Annotated in this window: 14 protein-coding genes and 1 pseudogene; 7 read left to right on the top strand and 8 right to left on the bottom strand. The window is 34.0% G+C overall.

Going from position 1 to position 22,891, the window contains the following annotated elements:
- Positions 1–967, bottom strand: a 967-nt coding sequence (locus tag Q0L29_RS06250) for an ABC transporter substrate-binding protein (protein ID WP_296620013.1), incomplete at its 3' end; no start/stop codon positions are given.
- A 120-nt stretch (positions 968–1,087) separates the two neighbouring features.
- Between Q0L29_RS06250 and Q0L29_RS06255 the strand changes: the two genes are divergently transcribed.
- The 6 genes from Q0L29_RS06255 (at position 1,088) to Q0L29_RS06280 (ending at position 10,649) form a co-directional block, all read left to right on the top strand.
- Positions 1,088–1,795 (top strand): 2-phosphosulfolactate phosphatase, encoded by a 708-nt coding sequence (locus Q0L29_RS06255; RefSeq protein WP_296620015.1) that lies wholly within the window; start codon positions 1,088–1,090, stop codon positions 1,793–1,795.
- A gap of 75 nt (positions 1,796–1,870) precedes the next feature.
- Positions 1,871–3,946, top strand: a complete 2,076-nt coding sequence (locus tag Q0L29_RS06260) for a hypothetical protein (protein WP_296620016.1) — start codon at positions 1,871–1,873, stop codon at positions 3,944–3,946.
- Positions 3,947–4,209: 263 nt separating this feature from the next.
- A complete protein-coding gene (locus tag Q0L29_RS06265; protein WP_296620018.1) occupies positions 4,210–5,508 on the top strand; it encodes a peptidoglycan DD-metalloendopeptidase family protein in 1,299 nt (432 codons plus the stop codon).
- 59 nt (positions 5,509–5,567) lie between these two features.
- Positions 5,568–7,856 carry a patatin-like phospholipase family protein gene (locus Q0L29_RS06270; RefSeq protein WP_296620020.1) on the top strand — a complete coding sequence of 763 codons (2,289 nt, stop codon included), beginning with the start codon at positions 5,568–5,570 and terminating at the stop codon, positions 7,854–7,856.
- A 152-nt stretch (positions 7,857–8,008) separates the two neighbouring features.
- Positions 8,009–8,638 carry an OmpA family protein gene (locus tag Q0L29_RS06275; protein ID WP_296620021.1) on the top strand — a complete coding sequence of 210 codons (630 nt, stop codon included), beginning with the start codon at positions 8,009–8,011 and terminating at the stop codon, positions 8,636–8,638.
- 1 nt (position 8,639) lies between these two features.
- On the top strand, positions 8,640–10,649 hold the full coding sequence (locus Q0L29_RS06280) for an OmpA family protein (protein WP_296620023.1): 2,010 nt from the start codon (positions 8,640–8,642) through the stop codon (positions 10,647–10,649).
- Between the two features lie 77 nt (positions 10,650–10,726).
- On the opposite strand, the gene Q0L29_RS06285 is transcribed toward Q0L29_RS06280, so the two are convergent.
- The 7 genes from Q0L29_RS06285 to Q0L29_RS06315 all read right to left on the bottom strand — a co-directional run bounded on the left by Q0L29_RS06285 (position 10,727) and on the right by Q0L29_RS06315 (position 22,233).
- Positions 10,727–11,017, bottom strand: a complete 291-nt coding sequence (locus tag Q0L29_RS06285) for a DUF6787 family protein (protein ID WP_296620024.1) — start codon at positions 11,015–11,017, stop codon at positions 10,727–10,729.
- Between the two features lie 335 nt (positions 11,018–11,352).
- On the bottom strand, positions 11,353–12,666 hold the full coding sequence (locus Q0L29_RS06290; protein WP_296620026.1) for a TolC family protein: 1,314 nt from the start codon (positions 12,664–12,666) through the stop codon (positions 11,353–11,355).
- Positions 12,667–12,671: 5 nt separating this feature from the next.
- On the bottom strand, positions 12,672–15,731 hold the full coding sequence (locus Q0L29_RS06295) for an efflux RND transporter permease subunit (protein ID WP_296620028.1): 3,060 nt from the start codon (positions 15,729–15,731) through the stop codon (positions 12,672–12,674).
- Between the two features lie 4 nt (positions 15,732–15,735).
- Positions 15,736–16,809 (bottom strand): efflux RND transporter periplasmic adaptor subunit, encoded by a 1,074-nt coding sequence (locus tag Q0L29_RS06300; RefSeq protein WP_296620029.1) that lies wholly within the window; start codon positions 16,807–16,809, stop codon positions 15,736–15,738.
- 187 nt (positions 16,810–16,996) lie between these two features.
- Positions 16,997–17,911: an endonuclease/exonuclease/phosphatase family protein gene (locus tag Q0L29_RS06305; protein WP_296620031.1), complete on the bottom strand. Its 915-nt coding sequence runs from the start codon at positions 17,909–17,911 to the stop codon at positions 16,997–16,999.
- 79 nt (positions 17,912–17,990) lie between these two features.
- A complete protein-coding gene (locus tag Q0L29_RS06310) occupies positions 17,991–19,661 on the bottom strand; it encodes a hypothetical protein (protein WP_296620032.1) in 1,671 nt (556 codons plus the stop codon).
- Between the two features lie 25 nt (positions 19,662–19,686).
- Positions 19,687–22,233: a TonB-dependent receptor gene (locus Q0L29_RS06315; RefSeq protein WP_296620034.1), complete on the bottom strand. Its 2,547-nt coding sequence runs from the start codon at positions 22,231–22,233 to the stop codon at positions 19,687–19,689.
- A gap of 233 nt (positions 22,234–22,466) precedes the next feature.
- Between Q0L29_RS06315 and Q0L29_RS06320 the strand changes: the two are divergent.
- Positions 22,467–22,891 (top strand): annotated as a pseudogene (locus Q0L29_RS06320) (M14 family zinc carboxypeptidase); the annotation flags it as partial.

Consider the following 22,891-nt stretch of genomic DNA (forward strand, 5'->3'; position numbering starts at 1 on the left):
AGAATACCTTTTGATTTTGAAAGGCATCAAACAGGGCGTATTTATTGTTGGTATTTTCTAAATCAGCCAAGCTAGTAAATGAAGCTGCACCAATCCAATATTCCGCATTTTGGGCATCGGATAAAACGCTTTCAAAACTAAGCTCTAAGCTTCCGGTCTGAGAATTGTCAGACCATATATAATCTGCACCAGCATCTTCAATAAACTTTGAAGCAAAGCTATCTCCTCCCGGTACATACCAAACATCTCCATACATAAGGCCTGTCATAACACTTGGTTTGTATTCAACCGTTTCAACCAATGCTTTGGTTTTCAAATAGGCTGCTTCAATAGTTTGAAAAAGGCTGTCTCCAGCCTGATATTGGTCTAATAAAACAGCCGTTAATTTTAACCATTCTGTTCTACCTAAAGGAGTGTTTTCCAAATAATCAATATTTAAAATAATGGGGATTCCTGCTTTTTCTAATGGTTTTAATTGTTCCATGCTACTCCCCAAAGCATAAGCCATTATTAGGTCGGGTTGAAGTGTCATGATCTTTTCTATGTTTATTCCGTTTTTCTGGCCTACATCTTGTATTTCACCATCTGTTACTAATTTTAAAAGCTCTTTATTATAGATAAGGTTGGTATTTGGGAAACCTGCAATTGCATTACTTTTATTGAGCGCTGTAAAAGGAGGTAGGTGAGAAGTCGATAAACAAACAGCACTTTTTGTGGGGATTTGAATAAATGCATCAGCTTTAATCTGCGGTTTTTCATTTTTATGCAGAATGTAAGTGAAAAAACTACTGTCGGATGAATTTGGGTTAAGTACTTTTACTTGATAATAGTTCTCAAATTCTTCAATACTCAGTTTTTTGCTGTATTGAATCAAAGATGTACCAATCTCTGATTTACCTGTCTTTTCAGCTTGATTACATCCGAAAACAAGAAATGAAAATATAAGTAGAATTAAGCTTAACCTCATGGGGGGTAAAATTAATCAAAATGATTTGATTGCCTATTGCTCGTGACACAATTCCATTATTAAGCCTTAATTTCAAAATATTTTGCAATTTTTGCACTTTGAGAAAGTTAAAATAAATGTATGAAAAAGATAGATGTTTGCCTTACGCCAGAATTATTGCATCAATATGATTTAGAGCATAAGATTGTAGTGGTCGTAGATATTTTAAGGGCTACTTCCTGCATGGTTAGTGGATTGGCAAATGGAGTCAAAGAAATTGTGCCTGTTTCCACATTAGAGGACTGTAAAGCTTTGCAAGATTCAGGTTATTTGGCTGCAGCTGAGCGGAATGGCAGCAAAGCAGATGGTTTTGATATGGGTAATTCTCCTTTTGAATATATGGATGAAAAAGTGAAAGGTAAAAAAGTGGCGGTCACTACCACTAATGGAACTTTAGCTATTCATAAAAGCTTGTCAGCAAAAGAAATTTTGATAGGCGCATTTTTAAATCTAAAGGCATTAACTGATTATCTTAAAAACAAAGAGGAAGATATTATTGTCTTATGTGCCGGATGGAAGGGAAAATTTAATTTGGAAGACACACTTTTTGCAGGTGCTCTATGCCATCATTTAAAAAATGATTTTGAATTTGCCTGTGACGCTCCTTTGGCAGCCGAAGCCATGTATCTTACTGCAAAAAATGATATAATGAAGTATATGAAAGATTCGTCTCATGCTAAAAGATTAGCCAAATTAGATGTAGTGAAAGATATTGAATTTTGCATACAGGAAAGTATTTATGATGTTATTCCTTATTTATCGGGTAAATCTCTTTTATCAAAAAAGTAAAATGAAGTATAAATTGTAATGCTTTATCTAATTCCTTTTATAATTGATTATAAATGATAAAATTGGCTCAATAATATGTTAAACACCACTTATTCTCCTTACTGGCTGATTTTATTTGTAATTCTGGGTTTGGGCTATGCTTACTTGCTCTACAGCAAAAAGAAAACACCATGGACGCCTATCTGGAATAAAGTATTATTTGTGCTACGCTTTTTGGCAGTAATTTTCATTTCATACTTATTACTAGAACCCTTTATAAATGTTCAAAAAACTGAAAGTGAACGATCCAATATCATATTCTTGTGGGATGATTCCGAATCTGTAGGTAAAAGTAAATCTGATCTGCAGGAATATTTTCTTTCATTAAAGGATTTAAAGCAAACATTAGAAGAGAAAAAGGAAGTTTCAATTCCTATTTACGATTTAAGTGGAAACGAAATTTCTGGTCTGGACAGCATTAAAAATAATAGAATGTCCAGTCCGCTAAACAGTGCATTAAAAAATATTACGGAGAAAGTAGATAAAAAACTGATCTCGGAGGTGGTTATTTTTTCAGATGGAATTTATAATCAAGGAATTGCTCCTGATTATTATGCTTTTCCTTTTCAGTTGTCAACCGTTGGGCTTGGGGACACTACTCAAAAGCAAGATGTAGTTTTACAACAAGTCCGATATAACAAAGTAGCTTATGAGGGGAATCAATTTCCTATTGAAGCCGATATTTTACAAAATGGGTTTTCAGGAAAGACTGTAAGTGTCAGATTAACAAATGGTGGAAAAGAGATAAATCGAAAAACGGTAAGATTGGATGAAGAAGAACAGCTGACAAACATTCAATTTCTCATTGAGGCTAAAAGCACTGGTTTTCAGGATTATAAAGTTCATGTAGAGTCACTAGAAGGAGAATTTAATCTTAAAAATAATAGTAAAAATGCTTATGTAAATATAGTAGAGGGTAAAAAGAGTATTTTATTACTAGCGCCATATCCTCATCCTGATATTAAAGCCTTATCTGCTTCCATTAATCAGAATGATAATTATGAATTTAAAATGGCAATCAGTGGAATAGATTTAGAGTCTATCAAAAATATTGAGGAATATGATCTAGCTATTTTATTCCATTTACCACATTCAAAAGGCACGTTTAATTCAGAGATTAATAAGCTTAAAAATTTAGGAACACCACTTTGGTTTATCACGGGATCAAAATTGAATTTTAGGTTGCACAATGAAATTAATAAATCTGTTGATTTACGTGCATCCGATGAAATAGATGAGGCATTTGTATACATAAATCCAAAATTTGAGCTTTTTGAAATGAATAAAGAAGAGGGGGAGATAATAGATCAGTTACCACCTGTTTATTTGCCATTTGCTAATCATCAATTTCATCCTTTGGCAAAGACCTTTATGATGAAACAAGTGGGAAAGGTAAAAACCCAGCAGCCTGTCTTTGTTTTTTATAATGATGATGAAATTAGGCAGGCTACTATGCTCATTCAAAATTTTAGAATTTGGAGAATGGTGGAGTATTTAAATACTCAGAGTCATGATTTCTTCGATGATTGGGTGATGAAAACAATTCGCTACCTGACAGCAAATAACCAAAAAGATAGATTTAAGGCTTTTCCAATTAAAGATGCATTTGCAGACAATGAAATAGTAAAATTTCAGGTTGAAATATATAATGAGGTGTTCGATAGAATTTATGGAATCCCAGTACGTTTGACTCTAAAGAATGAATATGACAGCACTTTTAATTTTGAATTTACGCCTGACAGATTAAAACCAAATTTTGAATTGGGAAATTTACCTGGAGGAGTGTATGAATATTCAGCAACAGCAAATATTCAAGCAAAAAAATTTGAAGTCAATGGACAGTTCGTGGTAGACGAATTTGATATTGAAAGTCAAAATCTTCAGGCAGAATTTAGTTTATTGAGAAGGTTGGCGCAGAAAAATGAAGGGAGATTTTTCAAATCAAATGAGTTAGAAATATTGAAATCTTATCTATCATCAAAAGATTATCCTAAAGTATTAAGTGGTAAAAGCGAAGTGACTCCAATCACTCAAAATATACTACCTTATTTATTGATTTTTCTTTTATTATTTAGTGAGTGGTTTATAAGAAGATTTTTTGGCTCCTATTAATATAGTGTGGTCTTGTTTATAATGCAGTAGTAAAACTGAGAATGTATTGAACTATTCTATTATAAGTGCTAAACAGAGTTAAATTAAATAATTATTTAAGTGAAATACGCATAGCTAAATCGTAATTTGTTTTTAAATTTAGAAAATTATCCATTAAAGGCTATAAATTTTAAACAATCACTTTAAAATATAATAGCTAATCCATTGATATTTAATAAAATATAATAATATTGCAAGTAGCTTAAAGAAACAGGTATAAAATTATGAGGAAAATATTAAGTGCGGCCGTAGTATTGACAGTCATGTCTCTTGCATATTTTTACACTTTTGAATACAGTTCAATGGGTGTAGCAGAGTTAAAAAAGGAAGTAAAACCTGACTCTATTTCTACAGAAGTTTTACAAGCAGCCCCAACCATTTTGTATGGAATGGTGGTAGATTCTTTTCTAGTGGAGGAACATGCCGTAAAGCGAAATCAAAGTATTTCTGATATTTTGTTAGCTTATAATGTATCGCACCAAACCATATTTCAGCTAGCAAATGTGGCTAAGAATGTTTTTGACGTTAGGAAAATAGCAACTAATAAAAAATATACTGTTATATATCAGGATGAAGATTCACTTTCTTCCGCAAAGGCTTTAGTTTATGAGCCTAATCCTGAAGAGTATGTAGTCTTCAATTTGAAGGACTCCATAAAAGTTTATGTAGAAAAAAGACCTGTTGAAATTAAAGAAAAGGCTATTAGCGGTACTATTCAATCTTCACTTTATGAAGAGATTTTAAAAAATGGAGGCACACCTGAATTAGTCGATTTAGTGGCTGATATGTACGGATGGCAAATAGATTTCACCAAGATTTATCCTGGTGACCAGTTTAAAGTATTATTTACAGAAAGAACTATAGACGGGAAAGCTGTAGGAGTGGAGGAAATAATTGGTGCTGAATTAATTCATTATAATAATCCATTTTTATCTATTGCATTCGATCAGGGAGATGGTGTAGATTATTTTGATGAGGAAGGCAAAAGCTTAAGAAAAGCTTTTTTAAGATACCCGGTTAAATTTACAAGAATTAGCTCAAGGTATACTGCCAAACGTTTTCATCCCGTACAAAAAAGATATAAAGCACATTTAGGAACAGACTATGCAGCACCCACAGGTACGCCAATTTATGCTGCTGGTGATGGCGTAATAACTAAAGCGGTATATGAAAAATATAATGGGCGTAATGTTAAAATCCGTCATAATTCAACCTATTCCACACAGTATTTGCACATGAACGGTATTGCAAAAGGTATTAAGCCAGGCATGAAAGTTAAACAAGGCCAATTGATTGGGTATGTAGGCAAAACAGGCTTAGCAACTGGTCCGCATTTATGCTACAGATTCTGGAAAAATGGAAGACAAGTAGATGCTATGAAAGTAGATTTACCGCCTTCAGAACCTATTACAGAAGATTATCTTTCTAATTTTAATCGATATAAAGGATTTGTTCAGGCTAAACTTGATCAAATTCCATACCCAGACAGTGAGGAAGAAGTTTTAATGGCTGGTATGCAATAAAATTGCATTCAGTACTTTATCTTTTGATTTTAAGTTTGAGAAGATAAAAACTGAGCCCAATGAATGTCGCTAAAAAGCTTCTGCTTTTCATAATTCTTTTAAGTTTTAACCAATCTATTTTTTCACAAAAAGTTGGATTAGTACTAAGTGGAGGAGGTGCCAAAGGCCTAGCTCATGTGGGGGTATTAAAAGCTTTAGAAGAAAATAATATCCCTATTGATTATATAATGGGTACTTCTATGGGTGGAGTAATAGGTGGTTTTTATGCTTCTGGTTATAGTTCCCATGAGATAGATTCCATAGCCCGTTCCCAAGATTTCCAAAATTGGATTGATGGAAAATTCCCCGATGACTTCAATACCTATTACTATAAAAGTGATCCGAATCCTGAATGGTTTGAAATTAACTTAGGAGTTGATTCCTCTTTTGATGCAAATTTAAGGCCAAGGCTAGCAAATGATTTGATTTTGAATTTTGCTTTAAGCGAATATACAGCTAGCGCAAATCAAGTCGCAAATGAAGATTTCACTGATTTATTCATTCCTTTTACCGCTGTAGGAGCAGAAATATTTACTCAAAAAACTGTTTATATGGATAATGGAAACCTGGGGCAAGTTTTAAGAGCCACCATGTCGGTTCCCTATGTATATAAACCTGTTAAAATTAATGGCGAATATATATTTGATGGAGGCATATACGACAACTTTCCTGCCAAGCATATGAAAGAAACATATAATCCTGATATTATGATAGGCGTTAATGTTTCCACTAAAATATTTGAAAAATATCCTAAGGATGATAAAAAGCTAATTTCTAATTCGCTTTTATTTATGATTATGGATAAAGTAAACCCCAATGATTTAGGTGATAGCAGTGTTTTTCTTGAGCCAAATACCGATAATATAACAGGTTTTGATTTCAAAAAGGTAGATCAGATTATAGATAGTGGCTATGCAGAGGCGATGAGGGCAATGCCGGAAATTTTAAAAGCAATAGAGAAAAGAAAAAGTCCCAAAGAGTTTAAAAAATCAAGACAGGATTTTAAAAATGATTTAAAGCCATTGAAATTTTCGGAATTCAACTATAATGGATTAAGGCCTGGTGAGGTGAGATATATTACCAAAATTCTTAATCCTGAGAATAAGTCGGAAATAGATATCTTAGAATTAAAAAGTAATTATTATAAGTTAATAGCTGATCCATATTTTAGTAGTGTATTTGCGAAAATAACTTATAAGGATAAAAAGGAGTCTTATGCTTTTAATTTGAATTCTGAAGGAGAACAAAATATTAGACTTCAATTTGGAGGTAATGTAGCTACCTCAGGACTGAGCAACTTTTATATGGGAGCAGGATATGATCATTTAAATTATTTTTTATTTAATCATAATACATCCTTAAATGTCGGGCAATTCTACAAATCTTTTCGGTATAATTTAAAGATTCATTTTCCTTTTGGCTATCAGTTTTATGTGGAGCCTTTTTTCCATTATAATGGCTGGGATTATTTAAACACAGGAAATTTCCTTGATAATAGGAGGGTTTCACCTATTAACCAGTTCGATAGGAATTATGGGATAAATATAGGGGCTCCGGTTTTCGATAAAATGAAAATGGAGTTAAAAAGTAGTATGCTAAGAAAGGTGAATGAATACACTAATCGAACAGATTATGTGTCATCAGACACTACAGATTACAATAGATTTTATGGCTTACATCATCAACTCTCTTTGAATTACTCAGATTTAAATCAAAAACTTTTTCCAACTAAAGGGATTAAATTTGGCTTGAGTTTATCGCATAATTATGGTGATGAATTATATGTACCAGGCTCTACTTCTGACACCGATCCAAATGAGCAAATCCATAATTGGGTTCAATTGGAGGCTAATATTGAAAGATATTTTCCTTTGAAATTTGGTGATATAGGATTTTCTATCCTGGCTAAAGTAAGTAGTGTCAAAGCTTTCAGTAATTATAGAGCTACTATATTAAATACCCCTAATTATTCACCTACATTCGAAAGTCAGGGGCTATATCTTGAAAATTTCAGAGCCCCTGTTTTTATAGCTGGAGGATTGAAATATCAAATTAAGCTATATAAAGATTTTAATTTTAGGCTTGAGGGACACGCTTTCAAACCCTTTTTTAAATGGGAAATTAACGGGACTGAAACTACTACTACCAGCCTTATTCCTGATTATCATTTGGCCGGAATGGGTGCCTTGTTTTATAAATCACCAATAGGCCCAATAAGCTTATCCGCTCATTATTATGATGATAATTCTCCTTTTTTGCTGTTATTTAACATTGGATATTTAATGTTTAATAAAAAGCCACTCGAATAGAGTTAATATATTTTCATCGAATAATCTCATGTAATCCAAGAATTAAACTTAGTTTTGCACAATTATTTTCATGAAAAATCAAAAAATATCACAATATGAAAGGTTGGTTCATAATATTAAATATTATTTTTATATTTTGTACTCAAATAGTTATGGCTCAACCTGGGCAGAATTGGGTCGATTTAGAAGGTAAAGTGATTAATGAGGCTTTAGATGCGCCAATAAAAGCTACCTTAACATTAGAAAGTTTGCCCTATGGAGCTGATATCAGAGTATTTAAATCAGATGAAGAAACGGGTGATTTTTCATTTAAAGTAAAAGAAAACAAGGAGTATAAAGTAAAGGTTGTAGCTAAAGGTTACATTGAAATTGAAGAGAAAATTAAGATTCAATCTGTAAATAATCCATTGGTTTTCAGATTGATGCCATCTGGCGCAGGCTCAATTTTAAGATTAGATATTAATTTTATACAAAGTAAAGCTGAAATACTTGAAGACTCCTATCAAGAATTAAACAAATTACTTAAAATGCTGAAGGAATATCCAGACATGGAAATTCAATTGGAAGGCCATACAGACTTCAGAGGAAGCTCATCAGCAAATATGAGACTTAGTGAGAAAAGAGTTAAAGCTGTTAAATCTTATTTAACTGAGAAATCCGTAAGTCCTGATAGATTAATGACTAAAGCATTTGGTGGAACGCAACCTCTAACCAGAGAAAATACTGAACAGGCAAAACTTACTAATAGGAGAGTGGAGGCTCGAATATTAAAGACAGAATAAAATGAAAAAACTTTATCTAGTACTACTGACATCATTTTTCATCTTTCATTATTCACAAGCTCAGGATACTAATTGGGCAAATCGAGTAATTGAATTTTCATCAGAATTAGAAGAAACTCAATATTCAGCAAAGCAATTATTAGGAAAGCCTAATGTTTATCCGTGGGGTGAGGGAAGCCCAAGTGCTTGGACACCAAGACGACCTGGACGTGAAGAGTTTGTTAAAGTAGGTTTTGATAATCCTAAACCAATCAGGCAAATTGCTATTGCTGAATCCTATAATCCAAGTGCTTTAACTAAGATCTTTTTTTATGATGAGGCTGGAAATGAATACCTCATGATTGAAAGAGAGCCTGTTATAGTAAATCAGCCTGGACGTTTTCTTAGGTTGTTTACAGAGCTCACAGACTTTAACGTAGCTGCAGTAAAATTAGAATTCGATGGCAGTGTCGTGCCAGGATATTATAGTATTGATGCTATCGGTATAACAGATTCTGAGACGCCAATTGATTTGCAATTGGAGCTTGTTCCTAATGTAAAAGAAGAATTGGTTTCAGAACGTTTAGATGATAAAGTTAACAGCCCTTATGAAGAATTAAAGCCCATCTTAAGTCCTGACGGAAAGCAATTGTTCTTTGGACGAAAATTTCATCCTGATAATATAGGAGGTATAGAGGATTATGAAGATATATGGGTGAGTGATTTAGATACCGTAAGTAACGAATGGCAAGAAGCTCGAAATGTAGGAGCACCTCTAAACAGCGATGGCCCAAACTGGGTAAGTTCAATTACTCCTGATGGTAATACTATTGTTTTACTAATAGGAAATGAATATGATGAGAAAAAGCAAAAAATGTTTTCTGGTGTGTCGATATCCTCCAAACAAGGTGATAGCTGGTCAAAACCTGAGAATTTAAATATTGATGATTTTTATAATATGTCTGAAAAGGCAAATTTCTACCTAGCCAATAGTAGGAAAACATTGATCATGTCTATCAAAAGAGATGACTCTTATGGGGATAGAGATTTGTATGTGAGTTTTGAGAAAAGAGATGGTTCATGGACTGCCCCGATGAATTTAGGGGCAACAATCAATACCGCAACAGATGAAACTTCACCATTTCTAGCAGCAGATGATAAAACTTTATTCTTTTCTTCATCAGGGTATATTGGATTTGGGAAAAGTGATATCTATATGACAAAAAGGCTGGATGACACATGGCAAAACTGGAGTGAACCATACAATATGGGGCCTCAGGTAAATTCTAGTGGAGAAGATTTATTTTTCAGTATGCCTGCAGAAGGTAATTATGCCTATTATACAAAGGAAGATTCATTAGGTGATATGGATATCTATCGTTTGCCAATGCCTCTATTTAATGAGTTGAATCCTGTTATTACCATTTCAGGAAGAGTGTTTGATACAGAAACTCAAGAACCTCTTGATGCTGTGGTTTCCTATGAGACTTTAGATGGTACTGAGGTTGGGAAAGTTCAAACTGATCCAACTACTGGAGAGTATACAATTGCATTACCTGCTGGACAGGAATATCAATATATTGCTAAGGTTAAGGGTTATCTCCCAATTAGTGAAAATGTTGATTTAACAAATCAAACAGAATCCAAAAGTTTTATTAATGATATGATTATGGCTCCAGTTAAAGAGGAAGCTGAAATTGTATTGAATAATGTGTTCTTTGCTTTCGATAGTTATGAATTATTAGCTAGTAGCAAATCTGAGTTGGATAGAATGGTTGAGGTAATGAATGACAATAGCCAAATTGAAGTGGTCATTATTGGGCATACAGATAGCACAGGTCCTGAAGAGTATAACCAGATGCTTTCTGAGAAAAGAGCTCAATCAGTAGTTGTTTATTTGACTAATAACGGCATAAAAAAAGTAAGATTGGAATATTTAGGAAAAGGAGAAAGCGAACCGGCTTATCCTAATGATACTCGAGAAAACAGAGCTAAAAATAGGAGGGTTAACTTCAAGGTGGAACGGGATTAATCTAAGAGAAACAAACACTATAAATTTAAAGCCGGCCTAGCTCGGCTTTTTTTATACTTAAAATTTTTTGGAAGTATTTATTTCTTTCTTTTAAAACGACTGAAAGTCTTTTTTACAAAGCCAGTAAAGAATTTACCTTGCCCGAAGATAAAACCATAGCAAAGAAGTATTATAAAGTAAACGGGTAATATCAGTATATAATAAATAGTGGTGAACACCCAATTTCGTTCTTCCTTAGCAGCAAAAAGAGATAGTATGGGCTCTTTCAGAAACATAACAGTAAACCCTGTACAAGCAAATACAATTAAGACAATGAGTACTTGCCAGCCTGACTTTAAATCCCACCTTTCTCTTAGTTTTTCGAACATAGTTGCTTATTTAGGGCTTGCTTCAAAACGGATAATAGATCAAAAATGAACTTTCTATCTTTTTTGACAGTGATTATTGCCTAATAGTTTTTCAGCAAGTGCAAGCTTTTTTAGAGTTAATATCCATAATATTTGCACTAGAAAATCAATTTTTGATTTTCTAGTGCTCTAGCCTCAAGCACCTCTTCTACTTCCTGGGCTTCAGCTCAAGGTATAAAAGCATACATCTTCACTTCGCCCACTTGTATAAGAGGCACTTGATACTTTTTAAGCAGGCCCTATTTAGTAGCACAAAATTAAGAGAAATTATTATTGCAGCCTTATTGAAGAAAATGTTAATTAATGGATTTCTGAGTTAATAAATTCCCACTAATTGCCAATAAATTGATTTCCGCTTGTTTGGCTAAATATATAGCATTTAATAATCTGCTTTCAGCTTCTATAGAGTTTAATTGGAATTCTCTAAGTTCGATTGAATTCGAACGACCAACTTTATATCTTTCAATTGCTATTTCAGCATTTTCTTTTGCTACATCTAAGTTTTCATTTTCCAATTTAATCAAATCAAGCTTATTTTTATATCTTACATAAGCTGAAGAAAGTTCTCCCTTTAATTGGTTTTCGAGCTCTTCCATGGCAATAACATTATTGTCAATGGCTATTTGAGTGGTCTGATTTCTTCTTCTTCTTTCTAATCGATCAAATATCCTCCAGGATAAACTTAAGCCATAACTCAAGCCAATTGCTTGGTTTTGAAGCAAAAAACCAGCTTGTGAATTAAAGTTGGTATAGCCATAGCCCATATTAAAATCTACCTGTGGAAGTAATTCTGTGTTTACACTTCTATTTTGAATTTGTAGTATGTCTTCTTGCTGCATTAAGGCTAATAGCTCTTTATTTCTAACTGCTAAATCATCTAATAATGAGTTTAGCTGTAAGTCATTGTTTACAGACATGCTATCAATAGCCGATAATTCTTGATTGGGATCCTGGCCTAAAAGCAAATTGAGAGATACACGCGCTTGTTGCATCACTTCATCTTGATTTAACAGATTGCTTTTATCGGTATTTAAATCTACTTGAGCGGCTAGAAATTCTGTTTTTGAAAATCTACCCACTTCATAATTTGCTTTAGCTATTTCTAGTCTTTCTTCAGACAATTCAACGGCAGATTCTAAAACCTCATATTGATACTGCTCAAAGACTAACTGGAAATATGATTGAATAATGCTTCCAAGAGTGTTTTCCAATACGGCTTGTGTCTCAAACCTTGTTTTGTTTCTTTCAATTTGAAGTGTTTTGTAATCTAAGAACATTTGTGTTCCATCGAAAAGAGTCCATGTTAAGTCTCCTCTTATATTCATTCGATTTGATTTCGCACCGTCCCGTTCATTAGTATCACCACCTCTAAATTCCTGATTTACATTTTCCACCTCAAAGCTTCTTGCACCCGTTATATCGACTACAGGGAGAAATCCTGAAAAAGCATAATTAGAATTGATTACTGCTTCTTTTTCTATGTTTTTAGCAGTTCTAATAGAAAAGTTATTTTCCATACCAATACTAATGGCATCTTCTAAACTCACCCTTTGGGCTAATACACCAAAACTTATAAGGCTAAAAAAAATTAAACTAATATATTTAAGCATAAAAATTATGATTCAATACGTGATACACGTGCTTGTTTACTTGCGAAATATGAATAAATTGATGGAATAACATAGAGCGTTAAGCCTGTTGCGAATATCAACCCGCCAATGATGGCAATTCCCATAGAAACTCTACTTTCTGAACCTGCGCCTAATGCTAATGCAATTGGTAAAATACCCAAAATAGTAGATAAGGCCGTCATTAAAATAGGTCTAAACCTTGACTTTGCAGCTTCAGTTATAGCCTCATTTAATCCAAGTCCTTGTGCTTTTTTCTGATTGGCAAATTCCACTATTAATATGGCATTTTTAGATACTAATCCAATTAACATGATTATTCCGATTTGGCTAAAGATGTTTAATGTTTCTCCAAATAACCATAATGAAAGAAATGATCCACCCACTGCTAAAGGAACTGTAAATAAGATAATTACGGGATCTCTAAAACTTTCAAATTGTGCAGCCAATACTAAATAGATTAATACTATAGCAAATCCAAAGGCAAATAATAAGCTAGATGAACTCTCAAAATAATCAAGAGAAGCACCTGATAATGAAGTACTATAAGTTTCATCTAAAACTTCAGAGGCAACAGCATCCATAGATTCTACTCCATCACCTATAGTTTTCCCGGGGGCTAGACCAGCAGATATAGTAGCAGAAATATATCGGTTATATCGGTATAAGGATGGAGGAGTTGAACTTTCCCCTAAGGTTACCAAATTATCCAGTTGTAACATCTGCCCATTTTCTGCCCGAACATATAATGACCTTAAATCAATGGGAGCATTTCGGTCATTTCTTTGGACTTGGCCAATAACTTGATATTGCTTTCCGTCCATGATGAAATAGTCAAAACGCTGTCCACTTAAACCTAATTGTAGTGTTCTGGCAATATCAATTACTGATATCCCTAGCGATCTGGCTTTTTCCCTATCAATTTGAATGTCAATTTGAGGTTTAGTGAATTTCAAATCCTGATCAACCACAGTAAAAGTGGGGTCATTACTAGCTTTTTCAATAAATTCTGGCAAAACGGCCTGAAGTTTGTCTAAAGAAGTCGCTTGAATTACGTATTGAATAGGTAACCCACCTCTTCTACCTCCAATGGTTTGTTGTTGAAATGCAAAAGCTTTGGCAGCAGGGAATTCATTTAAAATAGGAGTATATTCGTTATAAAGTTGTTGTTGGCTTTTTTCTCTTTTATCAGCATCTACTAGCATTACTCTCATAAAGCCAGAGTTTGTTCCCTGAGTTCCAAATCCTGGAGAAGTAACCGATATTAAACCATCAGTAGGTAAAGTATCCATAGTAACTTGGACTAGATTGTCGATATACTCGTCCATGTATTCAAAAGTAGCGCCTTCAGGTCCTGTAGTACTAACAGAAATCATCCCTCTGTCTTCTAAAGGAGCTAATTCTGATGGAAGCACTTTGAATAAACCATATATTAAACCAACTGCACCTAAAAATAAGAGAATCCCCATCCATCGAACTTTCATGAATCCATCCAAACTTCTAGCGTATCCTTTATTTAGCCAAACAAAGAAAGGTTCGGTTTTCCTGTAGAACCAATTATGCCTTTCTCTTCTTTTGAGAATTCGGCTACTCATCATTGGGGTAAGTGAAAGTGCCACAAATGATGAGATCATGACAGCCGTGGCTACTACTACTCCGAATTCACGGAATAGTCTACCAGTAATACCTTCTAAAAAAATTACCGGCATAAATACCGCTACTAAAGCAACGGTTGTAGCTATTACAGCAAAGAAAATTTCAATAGCTCCTTTTTTGGCCGCTTCCATTGGTTCCATTCCATCCTCTACTTTGGTGTAAATATTTTCCAACACCACAATAGCATCATCTACCACAAGTCCGATGGCTAAAACAATACCCAGCAAAGTCAATACATTGATGGAAAATCCTGCCAAATACATAACAAAGAATGTTCCAATAAGTGCTACTGGAATTGTTGCAATTGGGATTACGGTCGTTCTCCAATCTCTTAAGAAGGCAAATATTATTAAGATAACAAGGAGAAATGCGATGATGATAGTTTGTTGCACCTCATTAATAGATTCTCTGATATATTCGGTTTGATCGAACCCTATTCCTAAATTAATATCTGCAGGAAGATCTTTTTTGATATTATCAACTCTTTTATAGAATTCATCTACAATATCAATACTATTGGAACCAGGTTGTGGAATTAAAACTATCCCAACCATAGGGATGCCGTCCCTTTTTAGAACAGTACGCATGTTTAATGGCCCTAGTTCTGCATAACCGATATCAGAAAATCGGACAAAACTATTGTTGCTTTCAGCAATAATGAGGTCGTTAAAGTCTTTTTCTGAAGTAAGTTGACCTTGTGTTTTTACAACTAATTCAATCATTTCACCCTCAATACTTCCCGAAGGCAACTCAACATTTTGGCTTTCTACTGCATTTAAAACATCTAATGGAGTTAATTGGTAAGCGGCAAGTTTAATTGGATCCATCCATAAACGCATGGCATAGCGTTTTTCTCCCCATATTCTTACTTCACTCACTCCTGAAATAGTCTGTAATCTCTCTTTAAAAGTATTTTCCGCAATGGCAGATAATTCAAGTAAATTTCTTTCTTCACTATTAATATTAAGGAATACAATAGGATCAGAATCAGCATCAGCTTTGTTTACTGTGGGGGGTTCTGCATCTTCCGGTAATCTCCTTCTTGCACCTGATACTTTATCTCTAACATCATTAGCAGCTGCTTCTAAGTCTTCGCTTAAGTTGAATTCAATAGTTATTCTGCTTCTGCCTTCAGCACTAGTGGAAGTGATAGTTCTGATACCGGCTATACCATTTACAGCTTCTTCTAAAGGCTCAGTGATTTGAGATTCAATCACATTGGCATTTGCACCTGCATAATCCGTAGTTACAGTAATAATTGGAGGGTCAACTGATGGATATTCTCTTATACCAAGAAAATTAAATCCAATAAAGCCGAAAATTAATATGACCAGTGAAAGCACAATGGCTAATACTGGTCTTTTAATGCTTATTTCTGATAATGATGCCATTTCTTTATTTTTCCAGCTTTTTAATTTCTATTTCTGCTCTATCTTTCAACTGAGGAACCCCTGCAATTGCAACAGTATCTCCTTCACTAATCCCTTTCAAAATTTCAACACGGTTTGCTGTCCTTGCTCCCAATTCAACATCTTTTAGATGTGCTCTTCCATCCTTAATAATAAAAACGGTATGTCCATTTGCTTTAGGCATAATGGCTGTAGTTGGAATTAAAATAGCATTTTCTCTATTTTCTAAACTTAAATTAATTCGTATAAATTGCCCTGGTATTAAGGAGTTGTCGGGGTTGGCCGTTTGGGCTCTTGCTGATAAGGTCCTGGTAACAGGATCTATTTGAGGTTCGATAGCATAAACTGTAGCCTCTCTATCCAGGTTTTCTGCTTCCGATGTAAAAGTAATTTTGCTTCCCTTTTTTACTAAGCCACTATATCTACTAGGTACTGAGAATTCAATTTTGATAGGATCAACATTGTATAATGAGGCGATTTGAGAAGTAGGAGTTATGTAACTTCCTTCGCTGACATATCTTAAGCCTATGAAACCAGAAAAAGGTGCTCTAATTCTGGATTTATCAATCTCTGCTTCCAAAGCATCAATTTCAGCTTGAGTTGTCTTAAGATTAGTGAAAGCTATATCATATTCCTCTTTACTGATAGCTTCCTTTTCTAGAAGTTGTTTTTGTCGATTTTCAGTTTCGGAATTTAATTGAGCAGTATATTTCAGTCTTTGTAAATTAGCTCTTAAATCAGCAACATTGGTTTGAACCAATAATTTTCCTTCTTTCACATATTCGCCTTCATCGAAATATATATTGTCGATTTTTCCTGAAATTTCACTAGCTAGTTCTACAGATTCGTTTGCCAATAATGAACCAGTCAGCACTATGTCATTTTTAAAAGTTTCATATTTTACAATTTGAGCATCAATAGAAACTTTTGTGTTTCCCGCTGCACTTGGAGTTTCTAACTTGTTTTCAGCCTCAGAAGAAAAAATATCGGGAAATACCAAATAAACAATAATAGCTAATACAGCTATAGAGGCTATAATCCGAGTGATAATCTTGTTCATGATAAATTTTTAAAAAAATATTGATCTAAAAGGATGTACAAACATACAAATAGTTAAAACTTACTTAAAGTAATAAGGTTACTGATTTAGAATGCTTTAACTCTAACGGTAGGAAATGGGGATGATTGGGTGAAAAAAAAACCTCTGAAGTCTAAGTTCAGAGGTTTTAATGTATTTGCTGTTTTTTTTAATTAGTAGAAAAAGTACTCATGATGGGAAGATGATCAGAAACATTGTATTCATACCTTGATATGCAATTATCCAGTGTTAAAGTTTTTGTTTCTATTTCTAGATCAAATAATTCATTTGAAATTAGAATATGGTCAATATGACTACCTTCAGGACCATAAGAAGGATAACTCCAAAACTCAGAACTTCCCTTTGCTATTTCCATATCAGCAAATCTATAATTTGCATTATCATCAATGAAATTTGTAAATGGATTATTAGCGTCATCTATTTCATCATTGAAATCTCCAAGCAGAATAGTTGCTTCATTTGCTAAGTTAGTATCTATATATTTTTTCAATAACTGGCTTGCAATGGCTCTTCTTTCTTCGCCATCATTGCAGCATTTTAAATGAATATTAATAAGATTGACTTTTAATCCGCTTACATGTTCAATTGTTGTGAAAACTGGTTCACGAGGAAAGGCATTGCTGCTATCGGGATATAATAGTTCTAGCGATTCAATTGAAATAATTTCCGAAGGACGGTAAGCAAAGCCAATTTCTAAATCGTAACGAACATCTGCATAAACAAATTCCCAATCAGGCAAGCTGTCAATGACAGCCTCAATCAAATTATTGGGTGTTTTAACCTCCTGAAATGCAATGATATCCACTTTCATAGTATCAAGTGTAGTTTTTATTGCTCCTGGAGTATCTATATCTAATGGATATTGTTCTACATTCCAAGTGACAATTTCAAATGTTGATTCCCCATCTTGTGGAAAACAATCAAAGCTTTCGATGATTTCAGGGATATAAACCTCTTTTTCATCTTCCTCATTTTGTTGAGGTAGAGGATTTTTTCCAGAATTGCAGGCTTGCATTACCAGGGATGTTAATGCAAGTATTACTAACAAGTATCTATTTAACATTATTTAAATTTTAGATTGTAAAATTAAGCATAAAAAAAGGCTTCCCAAAAGGAAGCCTTTTAATAAAATTAAGCTTTAATTACTCTACTTCTTGATAAGTTCCGTCTTCTGTTAAAATTAATAAAACAGTGTCTTCAACAGCTGAACCAACATATTTTAAATAGGTAACTCTATATTTTTGACCAACTTCCGACTCAGGAAATTTTTGCAATAAGAATTGTCCGATAATCCCTGCAATTTCCTCTGGTGTCCAGTGAGTATCACCATCTGGGAAGTTTTGGTAAAAATTACCATAGCTTTGGACATTTTCACCTCTGGCAGTATTTCCGTTTTCTATTTCAATTTTCCCAATTAATTCGTAATCTGTAGCAGATAGAGTATAAGCGATAGTATTATCAGGCACCCAAACTCCTTCTTCTTTACCAAATTGCAAAGAAGTAGTGATTACTGATTCGTAAACATTCCATTGTGCATTTAGATAAGTGTAAAGATCTCCTCTTGTTTGAGTTTCATCACCATTATAATATTTGTAAATCACAGAAATCTCATTCTCTTCTTGGGCATAAGGATATTTCATTTCAAGAAGATCTACTAAATAATCATCAGCTGGAGTAGATGAAGAGAAATTATCAAATCTTCCAGGAGCACCCATTGCATCATAATCTGCTGAACTTAAATAGTAAACGTTTTCCTCTTGTTCCCATTTAGAACCATTGAAGACATAATATGCGCCTCTATCCTCAGAAATAGTTGAGGAAGAAATTTCCGAAGTTGTTGGCCCACTTATTAATTCAAATTCTAAGTTAGGAGCTATGGATTTTGCTTGATACTGAACATAATAATTCACAGTTCCTGCATCGCCACCATAATAAACAGCATAATTAACATAAAAATATTTTGGTGCACCATTTACTTGTGGTGTTGCATTAGGATAGTTAATCATTAAAAATGTTTTAATCCCTTCCTGCATTCTCTCTTCAACCCTCAAAGAATCTTCTTCAGGAGTGGTTGAGCCATCAAATAGATTATCATTAAGATTATTGTTTGCAATCCATTCCTTATGCTTAGAAGCTCTACCATCTAAGTTTCTGAAGTAGGAGTTTGCCCCAAAGTAATAATCCAATGTACCAAATGAATCAATCCACTCCGGTCCTCTTTCGCTTTCAGTATAATCTACTAATGATTGGTATTCTTCTGAATTCATAATGATATTTACTGATGGATCATTAACTTCCTCAGCATATTGATAGGTAACCAACCTAAGGTCTCCTTCAGTAGCACCAGTAATACTATCTGCTAAAACAATCGGAACAAAATCTTCTGCAGGTTGCATTGCAGTAAAAACATTGTAGGTTGCTGCATCACCTCCCAAAGAAGCATAATCATCGGAAGTTACTTCGTATTCATCAGCTCTAGTAAATGTTCTCACTTGATCAGCACCGCCTCTGTAAAAATCATAATTTACCTTAACTGCAGATTTGTTATCAAATAATGGATATTTTTGAGAAAGAATTCTTGGAATAAACTCTCTTACATCCTCTTCATTGTCAAAGTTGCCATATTGAACAACATTTTCAGCGCCTTCTACACCTTCTAATAAAGCATAATCATCATCATTAAGAGTGATTTCTATATTTGCAATAGGACCTGGTGCATTTTCCTCTAATTCCTGGAAAGTTTCTTCGTAAGGATCACAAGCAAAGGCAAGTGCTACGAAGATAAATAAATATAATTTATTAAATAATTTCATGTCTTCTTTATGTTTTAAATTCTAATTAGAAGTTAACTCTGAATGTTGCAGCCCAAGTTCTTCCTGTTCCAAACCATACAAGTGGAGAACCTCCACCTGAATTAGCATTCTTGATGTAGAAAGTGTCAAATACATTGTAAACGTTACCAGAAACTGATGCTTTTATTTTTTCAGTCAATGGGAATTTATAGGAAGCATTTAAGTCTACTAAACCGAATGATTCTGCTTGCCATGGATTCACGCCTGCTGAACCTTCAGTTGTTCTACCTAATACATTAAATCTCGCATAGATATTATCAAAGTAACTGTATTCTCCTCTAATTTTCAAGCCGTCTAAAATCTCATAAGATACTCTACCCATCGCAGTTGTTTGGGCTGAACCACCTACTTTAGTGTCGGCAATGAAAAGATTTACAGTTTGTACCGGGTTATTTTCTTCATCAAAAATAGTGACATCTTCTATGTTATTATTCCATCTCCAGTCTCCGAAAGAACCCATTCCATTGAAAGTCAATCCTTCAATAGGCTCATATAAGAAGTCAATTTCTAAACCTTGGTGTACTGCTTCAACACCTAAAATGTTAGCAAAAAGGTTAGTGCCATCTGGTCCTTGGTTAGGAACAGTGAAAGGGAATGCTTTATCCGTCCAGGTAGTTCTATAAACATTTACGTTTGCTGAAAATGTACTACTTCTAAAACCATAACCTAATTCGTAACTAAATACTTTTTCGTTTGCAGCATCTACGTTTGCTTCATTAGTGAAAATAGGGAACACTGTATTGAAGAAAGGAGCTCTTTCAAAATACCCAACATTCGCAAATACGTTGTGGTTATCAGATAAATTATAGTTAGCACCACCCTTTGTTCCGAAAGCAAAGAAATTATAAACCGGAGAAGTTTGATTAGGATCACTATCTAAATAATTATAATAATCAACCCTCTGGTAGCTTGTATTTGATGCTTGTAAAGTAGCAAAAGCAGACAAATTATCCTTAGAATATTCACCTTGAAGGAATCCACCACCCCAATTTACGATGCCGTCATTGTAATATGAACGCTTATCGCCAACCTGCAGTGCTCTATTTGGGTTATTTATATCAGCATCATCTGGGAAATATTCACCACCTAATAAATCTGTAACAGTTTGATAGTGTTCTCCTTTATAATATCTGTAATCTAAACCAGCTAAAATGTCTATATTTTCCGTTAGCTCGTAGTTTACACTTGAAAGTGCACCAGCCCATTGGTGATTGTTATGTGATGCTCTTAATATTGCTTTTGATCCAAATGCGCCATTATCGATATTTTCATCTACAATTCTGTCAAAATCAACTAAGCCATCTTTTCTGTAATACTCACCACCATTTGTAGCAGTACCACCACCACCACCAGTTCCAACTGAATAATAAACAGCAGTTGATACATCCAATTTAGGACTTACTGTCCAATAGTGATTTAAAGAAAAAAGTGGTTTAGTATAAAAATTGTCTTCTGTATTAGTTTCTTGACCATTTTTATACCCCCAATCAGGGTTGTAACGGATTCCTCTGTCGCTATTTTGATACTCTGCTATAGTAGAACGACTTTGTCTTTGTCCGTGTCTTTGTGAAGCGCCAATTGCTGTTAAGGTTACTTCATGGTTTTTGTTGATTTTTTTCGCAATGTTGGCGAAATACTGGTAACCTTGAAAACTAGTACCGTCAACATATCCATTCCCGCTAGTTTGGCCTAAAGAGAAAGTAACGGCTAAATTTTCTTCTGTTAAACCAGTTGAAGCAGATATGATCTGCTTTTGGTAACCATCATTACCTACTGAAGTTGAAATTGATCCACCTTTATCAGCATCAGAAGCTTTAGATATTATGTTGATTGTTCCTCCAATTGAGGGGATAGCTACTTTAGAAGCTCCTAAACCTCTCTGGATTTGTACGGTTTGCGTAGCATCAGCTAAGCCAGCCCAGTTTGACCAATAAACACGACCATTTTCCATGTCGTTTACTGGAACACCATTGATTAAAACACCAACGTTAACACTCTCAAACCCACGGATGGTAATATCAGAATCACCAAATCCACCACCACTCTTGGTAGCATAAACGCCTGGAGTAGATTCTAAAATTTCAGGAAACTCTTGGTTACCCATAGTTTCTTCGATTTCAATGGCTTTTACATTAGACATTGCAATAGGAGTTTTTCTATCAATACCTATAGAAGCAATAACCTGAACTTCTTGCATACCAACGGCAGCAATTTTTAATTTGATAGTACCTAAATCTGTTACTTGATCTTGAGCAACAGTTTTTTCAATTGTCATTCTTTCGTAACTAATGAAAGAAACCTCAAATGCTTGCTTTCCTGTTGGAACTCCGGTGATTTTAAATTCACCTTCCAAATCAGAGGCAGCTCCGATCGTAGTACCTTTAATTACTACGTTGGCACCCGTAACAGCTTCACCTGTCTCATTGTCAATGATTTTTCCAACTACGGTACCCGTAGTTTGCGCAAGAGCCGATCCTGTTGCAAAAGCAAACAAAATCGCTATTCCACATAAACTCAGTAAAATTTTTTTCATTTCTTTTTAAGTTTTATTTTTTTGATTTGATGCAAAATTAAACCGCTAATTGTTCTATCTCCTTTATAAAAGATTAATTATTGATTATAATTCTACGGTATAAAATTAACACTAAGTTAACATTAAAAAAGTTTCTAATAAATTTATCTTTTTAAAAATAAGAAAATTGCCGTTTAAACAATTTAAAATGGCTATCTCAATAATTCTCTGTAATTTGAAATCAAACTTTATTTATGATGAAACATTTATTTAACTTTATTATCATTTTCTTTTTGGTAAATAATGCCTTTGCTCAAAAGGACTTGTCCTATTTCTTACCCGACAGTGTAGAATATGATTCTTCAATCCCAAGCCCGGAAAGCGTGATCGGGCATCAAGTTGGAGAATGGCATGTTACGCATGATAAGTTGGTGTATTATATGAAAGCAGTAGCAGATGCTTCGGATAGAATCAACATTATTGAAACAGGAAAAACGTATGAGGATAGACCGCAATTACTCTTGACTATCACGCATCCTGATAATCATTCGAAGATTGATAAAATCAAAAGTGAGCATAAGCAATTAACAAATCCGAGCACTTCTTCTAATTTGAATGTAAGTCAAATGCCTTCAGTAGTCATGATGGGTTTTTCTATTCATGGAAATGAGCCAAGTGG

It is taken from the genome of Marivirga sp. (assembly GCF_024636815.1).
Taxonomy (GTDB): domain Bacteria; phylum Bacteroidota; class Bacteroidia; order Cytophagales; family Cyclobacteriaceae; genus Marivirga.